The organism is Agrobacterium larrymoorei, assembly GCF_005145045.1.
Classification (GTDB): domain Bacteria; phylum Pseudomonadota; class Alphaproteobacteria; order Rhizobiales; family Rhizobiaceae; genus Agrobacterium; species Agrobacterium larrymoorei.
On the sequence record NZ_CP039692.1, the window covers coordinates 1258745 to 1271837 of the forward strand.

Sequence of the window (13093 nt, forward strand, 5' to 3'; positions counted from 1 at the left end):
GCACCCGTTGAGCAATCAGGGATGGTTGGCGATGAAGCCTTCAACATTGTCCTTGGTGGTCAGCGTTGCGTCCAGAAGCTGAACCGGCGGAACCTTCTCGCCACCGACGAGCTTCACGGCCATCTCAACGGCGGTGCGGCCCATCTTCTGGGTCTGCTGGGTTGCCGTCACGTCGAACACGCCGTTCTTAAGCGCTTCGAGAGCTGCCGTGTCACCGTCGAAGCCGCCGACAGCGATCTTCTGAGACGGGTTTGCGACCTTGATGGCCTGTGCCGCGCCAAGCGCAAGTCCGTCAGCCTGTGCAAAGACGATGGAGACATCCGGGTTTGCCTGGAGCATGTTCTGCATGATCTGGAAGCCTTCGTCCTGGCTCCACATGTTGGACCACTGCTCGGCGACGATCTTCACATCCGGGTTTGCCTTGACGGATTCCATGCAGCCCTTGGTGCGGTCCACTTCAGGCGTCGTGCCCTTCTGGCCGTGGATGATGACCATTTTGCCCTTACCGCCAGCTTCCTTGATGATGTAATCGCAAACCGATTTGGCGGATGCGACGGAATCGGTGGCTATGAACGTGTCGCCCGGCGCGCCATCGGCGTTGCGGTCGATGTTGATCACTGGAACTTTCGCGGCCTTGGCAAGCTTGACCGGAACGGTCGCGGCGGCGGCACCGGCTGGAATGTAGATCAGCGCGTCGATGTTCTGGGTCAGCAGGTCCTGGATCTGGTTGACCTGCGTCGGGCCATCGCCCTTGGCGTCCACGGTCACGACCGTAATGCCGCGCGTCTTGGCTTCGGCTTCCACGGACTGCTTGATCTGGTTGAAGAAGTTGGCCTGAAGGTTGGCGACTGCAAGGCCGATCTTCTTGACTTCGGCGGCGTTGGCAGAGTTGAGCGAGAGAGCGAGTGCGGCGGATGCCAGCAGAATGCGAGACAGTTTCATGTTATTTTCCTCCGGTTGGTTATGGCTTCGGGAGACGGTGCCTCCTCCCCTCCGCCGTTTATCCCCTCCCTCCTTGAGAGGGAGATGGTCTGTCTGGGCGGAACGCATCCGCCGGAACTTGGACGTCAGCCTCTTCTGCGGCGCAGCGTTTCCGCACCCACGGCAAGCACGATGACCACGCCGATGATCACCTGCTGCAGGAAGGGGGAGACATTGAGAAGGTTGAGGCCGTTGCGAAGCACGCCGATGATGAGAACGCCGATCAGCGTACCGCCAATGCCGCCAGCGCCACCCGAAAGGGATGTGCCGCCGATGACGACAGCCGCGATCGTGTCCAACTCATAACCGAAGCCGCTGGATGGCTGCACGGAGTCGAGACGGGCTGCGAGAACGATACCGGCAAGACCGGCCAGAATCGCGCAGATGACATAAACGCCGATGGTAACCAGCGGCACGTTGATGCCCGCAAGGCGCGCCACTTCCGCATTGCCGCCCACCGCATAGACCGTGCGGCCTTCGGCGCGATAGCGCAGGAATGCCCAGGAAATGACGACGACAACCAGCATCAGAAGCACGGTGGCCGTCAGCACGCCGAAATGCCGGTCGATGGCCAGCATCATGAACCAGTCTGGAAAACCGACGATCTGCTGGCCGTCGGTGATCATGTTGGCAATGCCGCGCGCAACCGACATCATCGCCAGTGTGGCAATGAAGGCAGGTACGCGAAACGCCGTCACCAGAATGCCGACGACGAGACCGCAGACGCCGGATGCCAGAAGCGCCAGCACGATTGCAGCACCCATCGGCATCCCGGCAACATTCGCCGTCCAGCCCATGATCATCATGGACAGCGCCAGCACGGAGCCGACGGAAAGATCGATACCGCCGAGCAGGATCACGAAGGTCATGCCCACGGCCATGATGCCGAGAACGGTGATCTGATCGAGAATATTGAGACCATTGCGCAGCGACAGGAAGTTATCGCTGGCGAAAGAGAGAAACACACACAGCAGAAGCAGACCCACGAGAGGCCCTGTCGCACCGCTCAGCCAGGCGAGCGGACTTCTGGTTTGGACGGTCGCGTCCTTGCGCTCCAACACAGTCATGGCTCCTCCCATAAATTATACACCAGAACTTTTAAACCGATTAGAATAAATATTCACTCTCGGTGTAAAATGCATAAGGCAGATTTAATGTGCTTGTCAATAGCGTCCTTTTCGCCCGCTCTGCCTTGGCGAAAAACCCATAGATTACCTTTTCCGGCTTGACACGCCGTCCTCATCTGCAATTATATATGCAATCGCATAATTATTCACGCATGTATCTTGATGAGGATTTCATGGAGCCCAAAGAATTAGAGCGCATTGCGCGCCAGATCCGCCTGCGCGACGTGCAAGCCGTTTTCGAAGCAGGTGCGGGTCATGTGGGCGGCGAAATGTCTGCCATCGACGTTATGACGGCGCTGTATTTCCGCGTCCTGCGCATCTGGCCGGATGATCCGAAGAACCCGGCACGAGACCGCTTCGTGCTGTCCAAGGGTCATACGGCCTGCGCGCTTTACGTGACGCTCGCCAAGCGCGGTTTCATTCCGGAAGAAGAGATTTCCACCTTCCTCCAGCCCAATTCGCGCCTCAACGGCCACCCCAACTGTAACAAGGTTCCAGGCGTGGAGACCAACACCGGCCCACTTGGTCACGGGCTTCCGGTTGCGGTCGGCATGGCGAAGGCCGCCAAGCTTTCCGGTGCGGATTACCATACCTATGTCATGACCGGCGATGGCGAGATGCAGGAAGGCTCAAACTGGGAGGCCATCATGGCCGCCGCGCAGTTCGGCCTCGATAATCTCACGCTCATCATCGACCATAACCGCTTCCAGCAGGGTGCGGCGCTTTCGGATACCAACGACATCGCCCCGCTTCGCCCGAAGCTGGAAGCTTTCGGCTGGGATGTGACCGAAATCAACGGCAACGAAATGGCGGAAGTCGTTCCGGCGCTCGAACATCGCAGCAACCGTCCGCACTGCATCGTGGCGCATACCAATAAGGGCCACGGCATTTCCTTCATGCAGGACAAGGTGGACTGGCACCACAAGGTTCCGAGCAAGGAACAGTATGACATTGCCGTCAAAGAACTTTCGGAGGCACTATAATGAACGCGCCCGTATCCGCCCCCAAACTTTATGACTGCCGCGATGCCTTTGCCGAAACCATCGAAGCGCTGGCGGCGAACGATCAGCGCGTCGTGGCCGTCTGCAACGACTCGGTCGGCTCCTCCAAGCTCGGCGGCTTCAAGTCGAAATTCCCGGAACGCCTCGTCAATGTCGGCATTGCCGAACAGAACATGGTGGGCGTTGGCGCCGGTCTTGCCAATGGCGGCCAGTTGCCATTCGTCTGCGGCGCATCCTGCTTTTTGACGGGTCGCGCGCTGGAGCAGATCAAGGCCGATCTTGCCTATTCCAACGCAAATGTGAAGCTCGTCGGCATTTCGTCCGGCATGGCTTACGGCGAACTTGGACCAACGCATCACTCCATCGAAGACTTCGCCTGGACCCGCGTGTTGCCGAACCTGCCGGTCATTGCCCCTTGCGACCGCATCGAAACCGCGGCTGCGGTAAAATGGGCGGCGGAATATGCCGGTCCATGCTTCCTGCGCCTCTCGCGCGTCGGCGTGCCGGATCTTCTGCCGGAAGGCCATGTCTTCGAAGTCGGCAAGGCCAATCTCCTGCGCGATGGCTCCGATCTGACGCTTATTGCCAATGGCACGCTGACCCACCGCATGGTGAAGGCTGCCGATATTCTGGCAACGCGCGGCATCAAGGCGCGTGTGCTGAACATGGCAACCGTTCGCCCCATCGATGAGACGGCAATCGTGGCCGCGGCAAACGAAACCGGCGCGATCCTGACGGCGGAAGAGCATTCGATCTACGGCGGCCTCGGTTCCGCCATTGCCGAAGTGGTCGTCGAGCACGCCCCGGTTCCGATGAAGCGCCTCGGCGTTCCCGGCGTCTTTGCCCATACCGGCTCTGCCGAATGGCTGCTGGATGAATTCGGCATGGCACCGAACGCCATCGCGGATGCTGCCGAAGCGCTGATCAAGAGAAAATAAGTCTCCTCCCAGCCGCTCATGTCTCCCCCGGGAGATATGGGCGGCACCCTCTTCATTATATTATGCGTGGCACTTCTATTTGCCTGAAAATCCCGGCTAGGATCGCGCATCATCAATGTCTGCCGGGAAGAGAGCATAGCGATGCGCGCCATTCTGTCCGTCGATCAGGGTACGACAAATTCCAAGGCCATTCTGGTTTCGGAAACGGGGGCCATTCTCGCCAGAGGCTCATCACCCGTCGGCATCGCCTATCCGCGGCCCGGCTGGGTGGAACAGGAACCAACCCGCATTTGGGCATCCGTCTGCGAAGCCATCGAGGCCTGCCTCAAGGCAGCACCCGGTGATGTCTCGGTGGAGGCCATCGCCATCTCCAACCAGCGCGAATCCGTCACCATTTGGGATGCTGAAACCGGCGAGCCGCTCGGACCTGTCCTGAGCTGGCAATGCCGCCGCACGGCAAACGAATGCGCCGACCTTATCGGGGAAGGTCATTCCGAACGCGTCATGGCGCTCACAGGTCTGCCCATCGACCCCATGTTTCCCGGCGCAAAAATGCGCTGGCTGCTGGATCGCGCTCCTAAGGGCAGAAAAGTGCGGCTCGGCACCATCGATAGCTGGCTGATCCACTGCTTCACGGGTGGTCAAGTCCATGCCTGCGATGCATCCAACGCGGCCCGCAGCCAGGCGCTCGATCTCAATCGGCAGGTCTGGAGTGAAGAGCTTTGCGAATTGTTCGGCATTGATATCGATGCCCTGCCGGAAGTCCGCGATAGCAGCGGCGATTTTGGCGTCACGAAAAACGTCCCCGGCATCAAGGATGGCACGCCGATCCTCGCGGCCATCGGCGATAGCCACGCGGCCCTTTTCGGCCACGGCGCCTTCAATCCCGGCGATGGCAAGGTAACCTTCGGCACCGGCTCCTCGGTCATGACCACGCTGCCGCATTTCATCGCCCCTCAACAGGGCATCACGACCACCGTCGCATGGCGGCTTGGCGGCAAGCCGACCTTTGCCTTCGAAGGCAATATTCTCGTCTCAGCCTCTTCGTTGCCGTGGATGGTGGAAATCCTTGGACTACCGGATGTGGCAGCACTGGTGGAACTGGCCTCCACCGCCGCACCCGGCGGCCCCGGTTTCGTGCCCGCCTTTGTCGGCCTCGGCGCGCCCTATTGGGATTCGGACAGCCGCGCGCTGTTCTCCCAGATCAACTTCTCCACCACGCGCGCCCAGATGGCCCGCGCCGTGACCGATTCCATTGCCTTTCAGGTGCATGACGTCTTCGCCGCCATGGGCGCGCAATCACCGACCGGCTTCGGACGTCTGTTCGTGGATGGTGGCCCGAGCCAGAACCGTTTCCTGATGCAATGCGTGGCTGACATGCTGGATCATCCCGTCATCCAGCGCGATGCGCCGGAAGCTTCGGCCTTGGGTGCTGCCTATCTCGCCGGACTTGCACTTGGCATGTGGCCCGATCTTGAAACGGTCGCCAGTCTTAACGCTAACGGCACGCAGATCGCGCCTGCAACATCCGATAAAAATGAGAAGCTCGCGACATGGAAGGATTCAATTGCGCGCTCGACCTTGAAAATCCCGTCCGCTATGAGTGAATAAAAATTCAGGCGCATCGGCCCAAAAATCGGAATCGATTGTGGAAAGAACGATGCGCACTCTAAGGATTTAGAGCGTCCTGAGCGCGTCCTTCGGACGCACGGCGCTCTAGGAGGGGCTTATGGGTAGGATCAACGAACTTCGCCTGATCTCGCGTGTCGCGCAGATGTATTATAGCGAGCACAAGCGCCAGGCTGAAATTGCAGAGCACCTGCATCTGTCGCAGGCAACAGTGTCGCGGATGCTGAAGCGGGCGGAGGCCGAAGGCATCGTTCGCACCAGCATCATCCCGCCCGTTGGCACCTTCAACGATCTGGAAACCCAGCTGCGTGAGCGCTTCGATCTTCCCGAAGCCATCGTGGTGGATTGCAGCGAGGATCGCGATGGCGCGATCATGGCACGCATCGGCGAGGCTGCGGCCCATTTCCTCGAAGTGACGCTGTCGCAAAACGAAATCATCGGCGTGTCCAGCTGGAGCCAGACCATTTTCAAGATGGTGGAGAACATCCATCCGCTGAAGGGCGCGAAAGCGAAATACATCGTGCAGACGCTTGGCGGCATGGGCGATCCATCCGTGCAGACGCATGCCACGCAGATCACGACGCGGCTTGCGCGGCTGACGGAAGCGGAGCCCAAGCTTCTTGCCGTGCCCGGCGTCGCCACCTCCCGGGAAGCGAAGCTGCTCATGCTGTCCGATCCATTCGTGCGCGAAACGATCGATCTTTTCGGCTCCATCACGCTCGCCGTCGTCGGCGTCGGTGCTGTCGAACCGTCAGAGCTTCTCGCCCGCTCCGGCAACATCTTTTCCGCCAAGGAACTTGCCGATCTCGCGCAGGCGGGTGCCGTCGGCGATATTTCGCTGCGCTTCTTCGACGGGCAAGGCCGTCCGGTCAAAACACCGCTCGATGACCGGGTCATCGGCCTGCCGCTCGAAAACCTCTCCAATGTCGACCGCGTGATTGCGCTGGCCGGTGGGGCCAAAAAGACGGAAGCCATTGCAGGCGCTCTCAGAACCGGTGTGATCGACGTTTTGGTCACCGATAAATTCACCGCCGAACGTCTGGTCGGCTCATAGCAAATTCCAGAATTCCATGAGGAGGAGACATGAAACGCTTCGAAGGTCAGTCCGTATTCGTCAGCGGCGGCAATAAGGGCATCGGTTACGGCATCGCCCGCCGCTTTGCCGAAGAAGGCGCGAAGGTCGCCATCGCTGCAGTCGAGAAAGACACGGCAGATATAGCGGCAAAGCTCGCAGAAGAAACCGGTGCTCAAACTTTTGGCGTGACGCTGGATGTACGAGACGCCGCAGCGGTTCGCGACGCTTATGAGGCTGCGGAAGCCGCCATCGGCGCACTCTCCGTCTCGGTTCAGAACGCAGGCGTCATCACCATCTCCAAGGTCGAGGAATTGAGCGAAGACCAGTGGGACCTCAATATGGAGGTCAACACCAAAGGCGCATTTCTCTGCTGCCAGGAAGCCATCCGCCGCTTCCGCCAGAGCGGAACCAAGGGCCGCCTCATCAATACGGCGTCCGGTCAGGCGCGGCAGGGCTTCATTTATACCCCGCATTATGCCGCCTCTAAATTCGGCGTCATCGGCCTCACGCAAAGCCTTGCCAAGGAGCTGGCACCGGAGGGCATCACTGTCAACGCCATCTGCCCCGGCATCATCCACACCGAAATGTGGGACTATAATGACCGCGTCTGGGGCAAGATGCTGGGTGAATACAAGCCCGGCGAGCTTATGGCCGAATGGGTGCGCAACATTCCCATGCGCCGCGCTGGCACCCCTGCGGAAGTCGCCGCCCTCGTCGCCTTCCTCGCCTCGGAAGACGCCGCCTACATTACCGGCCAGACCATCAATGTCGATGGCGGCCTGATCATGTCTTGAGCGAAGTCAGCCCTTCGCACTCTTGAGTTCATCCTGCATGACGGCTTCCACATTCGCGGCGACCTTTTCCAGAAGGGCGTCGCGAATGCCCATGGCCTGCAGGTGCTGGACGGTGTTGAATACGTAATCGACATTGGGGCCGGAGCTTCCCGTGGCATTGCGCACGATCACGGCGGCATCGCCAACACCGAGACCGCCCACATATTGCCGGTGCAACGGATCGGCCACATAGGTCAGCGCATTCTGCCGCCTGCCATCGGCAAGCGACACCATCACCACCCGCTCTTTGTAAACATTCGTCACGAGCTCGCGTTCGCGCAGATACTCCATCACCGGATCGCGGTTGGAACCTGCCACGCGAAATGCCACGCCAAGGCATGAGCCGCCGCGCTCCAGACCCAGCACGAGGCCGGGATTTTCATCCGTGCCGCGATAGTGATTCGAGCGGATGCAAAGCGCCCGTCTGTAACCATGCAAACGCGCCCTGTGGCGCTCCTCATAGGGAAAGCCCGGGTTCCACATCAGGGAGCCGTAGCCAAAGACCCAAAAATCGTCCATATCGCAAGCCAAATCAAAATCATCAGTGTCCCACCATTGGAGATCATCATGGCAGCGTCAAGCCAATCCCGAACTGGCAGAAAAATCTTGTTTCTCGGTGTGGGGATCGTCCTTGTCATCGCCATCTACACGGCGGGCTGGTTTTATGCGGCGCAGCGGCTTCAGGAAACCGTCATCAAGGCCATCGCGCCGGGCGGCACCGCCAGCGTCAAGGGTGAATGCACCGACATGGCCTTTCGCGGATATCCCTTCCGCATCGGCCTATTCTGCTCCAAGGTCAATGTTGAAGACGCGAAGAACGGCATGACCGCATCCTTCGGCGCCCTGCGCTCCGCCGCTCAGGTCTATGCGCCGGGACATATTGTCTGGGAGCTCGATTCGCCTGCGCAAATCCAAACCTCGCACGGCCTCACCGTTTCCGCCGAATGGGCGGATATGCAATCCAGCCTCGTGACGAAGCTGAAAGGTATCGACCGCACCTCGCTCGTCATTGAAGGGCTGAAGGCCAATGCCGTGTCTTCCGTCACCTCGCAGACCATCGATTTCGATGCCGCCAAGACGGAAATTCATCTGCGCCAGAACGGTGCCGATCTCGATGGCGCGATCACGCTTGAAGATGCGTCCACCGTCATTCAGGGCTGGCCGCAGCTTCTGCCGCGCCTCAATGCCATTGCAGATGTGACGCTTGCGGGCAAGGCCGGGATGATCGACGGCAGCGACCGGACAGGCCTTTACGGCGCAAGTGGCGAGCTTCGCCGCGTGATGCTGGACATTGGCGATGGCCGCACCATGCGCATCAGCGGCCCCTTCGCCTTTGACGATCAGGGGCTGCTTTCCGGCCAGTTCAAGCTCGAAATCGAAAAGCTGGGCGATTGGGCGAACAATGCCAAGCAGGCCTTCCCGCAGCTTCAATCCACCATCGATACCGCCCGCAAGCTCCTCGGCGCGCTGGCAGGCGGTGGGGATCGTGCATCGGTTGATCTCGTGGTGGACCGCGGCCGCGCCACGGTCAGCGGCTTTATCCCGCTTGGAAAAATTCCGCCGATCTGAGCCGCGTCTAGCAGTGCACGCCCGCCGGTGTAAGCTGGCGGGCAAATTGGCTTCCAGCGCTCACTCGCCGCGCGGATAGCGCTGGTTTTCCTCCAGCACGTTCAGATCCATGTGGTTGCGCATATAGCGCTCCGAAGCCTTTTGCAGCGGCTGGTAATCCCAAGGGTAATATTGCCCGTTGCGCAGCGCCTTGTAGACCACCCATCGCCGTGCCTGGCTTTCGCGCACGGCAGCGTCGAAACTCGATAGATTCCAGCGGTGATCCACCTGCGCCTTCAGCGCGACAAGGACTTCACCATACTGCGGATCATCGGCCAGATTGATCAGTTCGTTCGGGTCACTCGCCAGATCGAACAGCATCGGCGGATCGGCCTCGCAGATTGTCAGCTTGTACTGCCCGTCGCGGATGGCGACCAGCGGTGCGATGGAGCCTTCGGCGGCATATTCCATTGGAACCGGCTCTCTAGTCCCGGTTCCACATGCAAGTCCGCTCAGGTCCTCACCATCCGTCCATTGCTTCAGCGATGCGATATCTATCCCTGCCAGGGCGCAGAGCGTCGGCGTCACGTCCAGCGTGGAAACCGGTCGGTCGATGCGGCCAGCCGCCCAACCGGGTGCGGAAATCATCAGCGGTACACGCGCTGAACCTTCGAAAAAGCACATCTTAAACCAGAGCCCGCGCTCGCCGAGCATATCGCCATGGTCGGAGAGGAAGAGTACGATCGTGTCTTCCTCCATCCGCGTGCGCTTCAGAACATCGAGAATCTCGCCGATCTTGTCATCCACATAAGAGATGTTGGCGAAATAACCGCGCCGCGCCCGGCGGATATGCTCCGCCGTGATATCGAAATTTTCATGATCGCAGGCTTCCAGCAGGCGCCGGGAATGCGGGTCCATCTCATCGAAGGGCAGGGCGCTGATCTCCGGGTCAAGCGCTGGGCAATCCTCGTACAAATCCCAATATTTGCGTCGCGCCACGTAAGGATCATGCGGGTGCGTAAAGCTTACCGTCAGGCACCATGGCCGGTCATCGAGGCGGCGTGACAGATCGTAGAGCTTGCGGGTGGCGTGATAGGCAACCTCGTCGTCATATTCCATCTGGTTGGTGATTTCGGCAGTGCCTGCACCCGTTACCGAGCCCAGATTGTGGTACCACCAATCGATCCGCTCACCCGGTTTCGTGTAATCCGGCGTCCAGCCGAAATCTGCCGGATAGATATCCGTCGTCAGACGCTCCTCGAAGCCGTGCAACTGGTCCGGGCCGACGAAATGCATCTTGCCCGATAACGCCGTGTGGTATCCGGCCGACCGCAGATGATGCGCGTAGGTGGGGATATCGGACGCAAATTCTGCGGCGTTGTCGTAAACGCGGGTGCGGCTTGGCAACTGCCCGGACATGAAGGAGGCGCGCGCCGGAGCGCAGAGCGGGCTTGCAGTATAGGTGTTGGCAAAGCGGACCGAGCGCTGCGCCAGCGCTTTGAGATGCGGTGCGTGGAGAAAATCCGCCGGTCCATCCGGGCAAAACGTGCCGTTGAACTGGTCGACCATGAGGATGAGAATATTCGGGCGCGTCACGCCGGTCTCCCTGTCAAAACATCGCGCTCCCCAAAAGCGGGGAGCACGATGCTGTATCGTTTGATGTGAAATTGGTCTGGGATCAGAGACCGAGTGCGGCCTTGACGGCGGCATCTGCGGGCTTGCCGTCCAGCGTGGTGACGCCGTTCAGCCAGCCATCCAGAACCTTCGGATTTTCCTTCAGCCATGTTCCGGCAGCAGCCTTGGCATCCTGACCGTCGAGGATGGCGCCCATCAGCTGATTTTCCATGCTGATGTCGAACTTGATGTTCTTGAACAGCTTGGCCGCATTCGGGCATTGCTCCGGCCAGCCGGTGCGGGCCAGCGTATAGACCTCCGCACCGCCGAAATTCGGGCCGAAATAGGCATCGCCGCCCGCGAGATATTCGATCTTGAATTTCTCGTTCATCGGATGCGGAGCCCAGGCGAGGAAGACGATGGGCTTCTTGCTTTTTTCTGCGCGTTCCACCTGAGAGAGCATCGCCTGCTCGCCTGATTCGACAACTTCCCAATCCTTCAGGCCGAAGTCATTGGCGGCAATCATTTTCTGGATGTTCTGGTTTGCCGGTGCGCCGGGCTCGATGCCGTAAATCTTGTTGTCGAATTCGGATGCATGCTTCTGCAGGTCCGCCAGATTCTTGATGCCCATATCGGCGACATAGGTCGGAACGGCGAGCGTAAACTTCGCGCCTTCGAGGTTCTTGCCGAGAACTTCCACGGCCTTGGCGGAGTTCAGATCATCCACGAAAGCCTTCTGCGCGGGCATCCAGTTGCCAAGGAAGACGTCGATCTCGCCATTCTTCATCGACTGGTAGCCGATGGGCACGGAGAGCGTCTTGACGTCTGGCGTGTACCCCAAAGCCTCGAGAACGAAGGATGCCGTTCCGTTGGTGGCGGTGATGTCCGTCCAGCCCGGATCGCTGAGGCGAATGGTCTTGCAGGCGCTGGCATCATCGGCGGCGAGGGCCGGAGTAGCGATTGAAGCGGCAGACAGGAGAAGCCCTGCAGACAGCTGAAGCAGTCGGGAAATATATGTCATGATCGTCCTCCTGTTTGAGCGTCATTCCTAACAAGGATAAGCTCAAACAGGAAGGAGCGAGATCAAGTTTTACGCCGAGCGCGCCGGAGGCATTGGCTTCAGCGTGTTCATCAAGGCGCCGTAAGGCAGCAGCATGAACAGGCCGACCGTTATCTTGACCGAAAGATCACCCAGCGCCCAGGAAACCCAGCGCGGCGCTTCCATGGAGAAGATGCCGAGAACGGGTGCGGTCTCGATGGCGAAAGCATCGTTCGGGCCGATGAAGGCGAAGCTTGCGGCAAAGGCGATGGAGAAGAACAGGGCCGTATCCAGAACCGAGCCGATCATAGAGCCAGCCAGCGGCGCCTGCCACCAGCTCTGGCGACGAAGACGGTTGAAGACCGAAATATCGAGCAGCTGGCCGACGAGATAGGCCGTGCCGGATGCGACGGCGATACGCGGGATCGATGTCCAGAAGGACAGGGTGACACCGACGACGAAACCGGCCAGCACCACGCGGCGCGCGATGGAGGGGCCGAACTGCCGGTTGGTGAGGTCCGTGACCAGAAAGGCGATCGGATAGGTAAACGCTCCCCAGGTCAGCAAATCACCGAGATTGATGCCGAACAGTGTGCCGGAAAGCGGGTATTGAACGAGAATGTTCGAGGCAACGACGACGAGGGTCATCAGAGCGACGTAGATGAATGTCTGGCGCAGGTAAGGCATTTTTTTATCCTGGGTGATGCCACCAGTTGGAGCGAACATAGCAGGGAGCAGACGCCTTTCGGACGGTCACGATCCCATGCGCGGAAGAGCGGGATTATGCTTACACTTGAAAGCGGAGCAAACCCGAAACACACAAAAGGCTTGAGCGGCAGAGCCAGTCAAGCCTTTTGCAGAATATCGACGTGCTGGAAGCGGCGATTAAGCGGCTTCAGCAGTCTTCTTTGCGATCTGGCGACGCAGCAGACGAGCGCGCATCGAGAGATCGTTTTCGGCAGACTTCAGAAGGAAGGCATCGAGGCCGCCACGATGTTCGACGGAGCGCAGAGCGGCTGCGGAAACGCGCAGACGGAAACGCTGGCCGAGAGCATCGGAAATCAAGGTAACCTGGCAAAGGTTCGGGAGGAACCGGCGCTTGGTCTTGTTGTTGGCGTGGCTGACGTTGTTGCCCGTCTGGACGCCCTTGCCGGTCAATTCGCATACACGGGACATGGGTACACCTATTCGTTGTCATGTATCGCCATCAGTCTGCTCTCCGGCAAAAACCGGTTCGCAATCCAACAGCCGATGATTGGAAAGTTGCGGTTCTATAGTCAGACCCGCCGCCGCAGTCAAGCCGCCCGC

The 13093-nt window shown here is 59.6% G+C and carries 13 protein-coding genes; 6 read left to right on the forward strand and 7 right to left on the reverse strand.

Features of this window, described 5'->3' with window-relative positions; genetic code table 11:
• Positions 1–15: 15 nt before the first annotated feature.
• Positions 16–942, reverse strand: a complete 927-nt coding sequence (locus tag CFBP5473_RS20075) for a sugar ABC transporter substrate-binding protein (RefSeq protein WP_027675184.1) — start codon at positions 940–942, stop codon at positions 16–18.
• A 125-nt stretch (positions 943–1067) separates the two neighbouring features.
• Positions 1068–2048 carry an ABC transporter permease gene (locus CFBP5473_RS20080; protein WP_027675183.1) on the reverse strand — a complete coding sequence of 327 codons (981 nt, stop codon included), beginning with the start codon at positions 2046–2048 and terminating at the stop codon, positions 1068–1070.
• Positions 2049–2281: 233 nt separating this feature from the next.
• Here CFBP5473_RS20080 and CFBP5473_RS20085 point away from each other — a divergent pair, with 233 nt between their 5' ends.
• The 5 genes from CFBP5473_RS20085 (at position 2282) to CFBP5473_RS20105 (ending at position 7545) form a co-directional block, all read left to right on the forward strand.
• The gene (locus tag CFBP5473_RS20085; RefSeq protein ID WP_027675182.1) at positions 2282–3091 is read left to right on the forward strand and encodes a transketolase; all 810 of its coding nucleotides are present in this window, start codon (positions 2282–2284) and stop codon (positions 3089–3091) included.
• Positions 3091–4047: a transketolase family protein gene (locus CFBP5473_RS20090; protein ID WP_027675181.1), complete on the forward strand. Its 957-nt coding sequence runs from the start codon at positions 3091–3093 to the stop codon at positions 4045–4047. The genes CFBP5473_RS20085 and CFBP5473_RS20090 overlap by 1 nt, the downstream gene beginning before the upstream one ends.
• A 141-nt stretch (positions 4048–4188) precedes the next feature.
• Positions 4189–5658 (forward strand): FGGY family carbohydrate kinase, encoded by a 1470-nt coding sequence (locus CFBP5473_RS20095; protein WP_027675180.1) that lies wholly within the window; start codon positions 4189–4191, stop codon positions 5656–5658.
• Between the two features lie 118 nt (positions 5659–5776).
• Entirely contained in the window at positions 5777–6730 is a 954-nt protein-coding gene (locus tag CFBP5473_RS20100) for a sugar-binding transcriptional regulator (RefSeq protein ID WP_027675179.1), read from the forward strand.
• Positions 6731–6759: 29 nt separating this feature from the next.
• Entirely contained in the window at positions 6760–7545 is a 786-nt protein-coding gene (locus tag CFBP5473_RS20105) for an SDR family oxidoreductase (protein ID WP_027675178.1), read from the forward strand.
• Positions 7546–7551: 6 nt separating this feature from the next.
• Here CFBP5473_RS20105 and CFBP5473_RS20110 read toward each other — a convergent pair whose 3' ends face one another.
• Complete coding sequence (locus CFBP5473_RS20110; protein ID WP_037170930.1) at positions 7552–8103, reverse strand: gamma-glutamylcyclotransferase; 552 nt, start codon at positions 8101–8103, stop codon at positions 7552–7554.
• Between the two features lie 48 nt (positions 8104–8151).
• On the opposite strand from CFBP5473_RS20110, the gene CFBP5473_RS20115 reads away from it, so the two are divergent.
• Positions 8152–9153, forward strand: coding sequence for a DUF2125 domain-containing protein (locus tag CFBP5473_RS20115; protein ID WP_027675176.1), 1002 nt, complete (start codon positions 8152–8154; stop codon positions 9151–9153).
• Positions 9154–9213: 60 nt separating this feature from the next.
• Here the strand turns inward: CFBP5473_RS20115 and betC are convergent, their stop codons facing one another.
• From betC to rpmB, 4 genes are all read right to left on the reverse strand, one after another.
• The gene (betC, locus tag CFBP5473_RS20120; RefSeq protein WP_027675175.1) at positions 9214–10728 is read right to left on the reverse strand and encodes a choline-sulfatase; all 1515 of its coding nucleotides are present in this window, start codon (positions 10726–10728) and stop codon (positions 9214–9216) included.
• Positions 10729–10810: 82 nt separating this feature from the next.
• A complete protein-coding gene (locus tag CFBP5473_RS20125) occupies positions 10811–11767 on the reverse strand; it encodes a choline ABC transporter substrate-binding protein (protein ID WP_027675174.1) in 957 nt (318 codons plus the stop codon).
• 69 nt (positions 11768–11836) lie between these two features.
• Positions 11837–12472, reverse strand: coding sequence for a queuosine precursor transporter (locus CFBP5473_RS20130; protein WP_027675173.1), 636 nt, complete (start codon positions 12470–12472; stop codon positions 11837–11839).
• Between the two features lie 198 nt (positions 12473–12670).
• A complete protein-coding gene (gene rpmB, locus CFBP5473_RS20135; RefSeq protein WP_027675172.1) occupies positions 12671–12961 on the reverse strand; it encodes a 50S ribosomal protein L28 in 291 nt (96 codons plus the stop codon).
• Between the last annotated feature and the right edge of the window lie 132 nt (positions 12962–13093).

Excerpts from the sequence above, each read along its gene's own strand:
- CFBP5473_RS20075 (WP_027675184.1), bottom strand. The coding sequence starts at position 942 with ATGAAACTGTCTCGCATTCTGCTGGCATCCGCCGCACTCGCTCTCTCG.
- CFBP5473_RS20080 (WP_027675183.1), bottom strand. The coding sequence starts at position 2,048 with ATGACTGTGTTGGAGCGCAAGGACGCGACCGTCCAAACCAGAAGTCCG.
- CFBP5473_RS20085 (WP_027675182.1), top strand. The coding sequence starts at position 2,282 with ATGGAGCCCAAAGAATTAGAGCGCATTGCGCGCCAGATCCGCCTGCGC.
- CFBP5473_RS20090 (WP_027675181.1), top strand. The coding sequence starts at position 3,091 with ATGAACGCGCCCGTATCCGCCCCCAAACTTTATGACTGCCGCGATGCC.
- CFBP5473_RS20095 (WP_027675180.1), top strand. The coding sequence starts at position 4,189 with ATGCGCGCCATTCTGTCCGTCGATCAGGGTACGACAAATTCCAAGGCC.
- CFBP5473_RS20100 (WP_027675179.1), top strand. The coding sequence starts at position 5,777 with ATGGGTAGGATCAACGAACTTCGCCTGATCTCGCGTGTCGCGCAGATG.
- CFBP5473_RS20105 (WP_027675178.1), top strand. The coding sequence starts at position 6,760 with ATGAAACGCTTCGAAGGTCAGTCCGTATTCGTCAGCGGCGGCAATAAG.
- CFBP5473_RS20110 (WP_037170930.1), bottom strand. The coding sequence starts at position 8,103 with ATGGACGATTTTTGGGTCTTTGGCTACGGCTCCCTGATGTGGAACCCG.
- CFBP5473_RS20115 (WP_027675176.1), top strand. The coding sequence starts at position 8,152 with ATGGCAGCGTCAAGCCAATCCCGAACTGGCAGAAAAATCTTGTTTCTC.
- CFBP5473_RS20125 (WP_027675174.1), bottom strand. The coding sequence starts at position 11,767 with ATGACATATATTTCCCGACTGCTTCAGCTGTCTGCAGGGCTTCTCCTG.
- CFBP5473_RS20130 (WP_027675173.1), bottom strand. The coding sequence starts at position 12,472 with ATGCCTTACCTGCGCCAGACATTCATCTACGTCGCTCTGATGACCCTC.
- rpmB (WP_027675172.1), bottom strand. The coding sequence starts at position 12,961 with ATGTCCCGTGTATGCGAATTGACCGGCAAGGGCGTCCAGACGGGCAAC.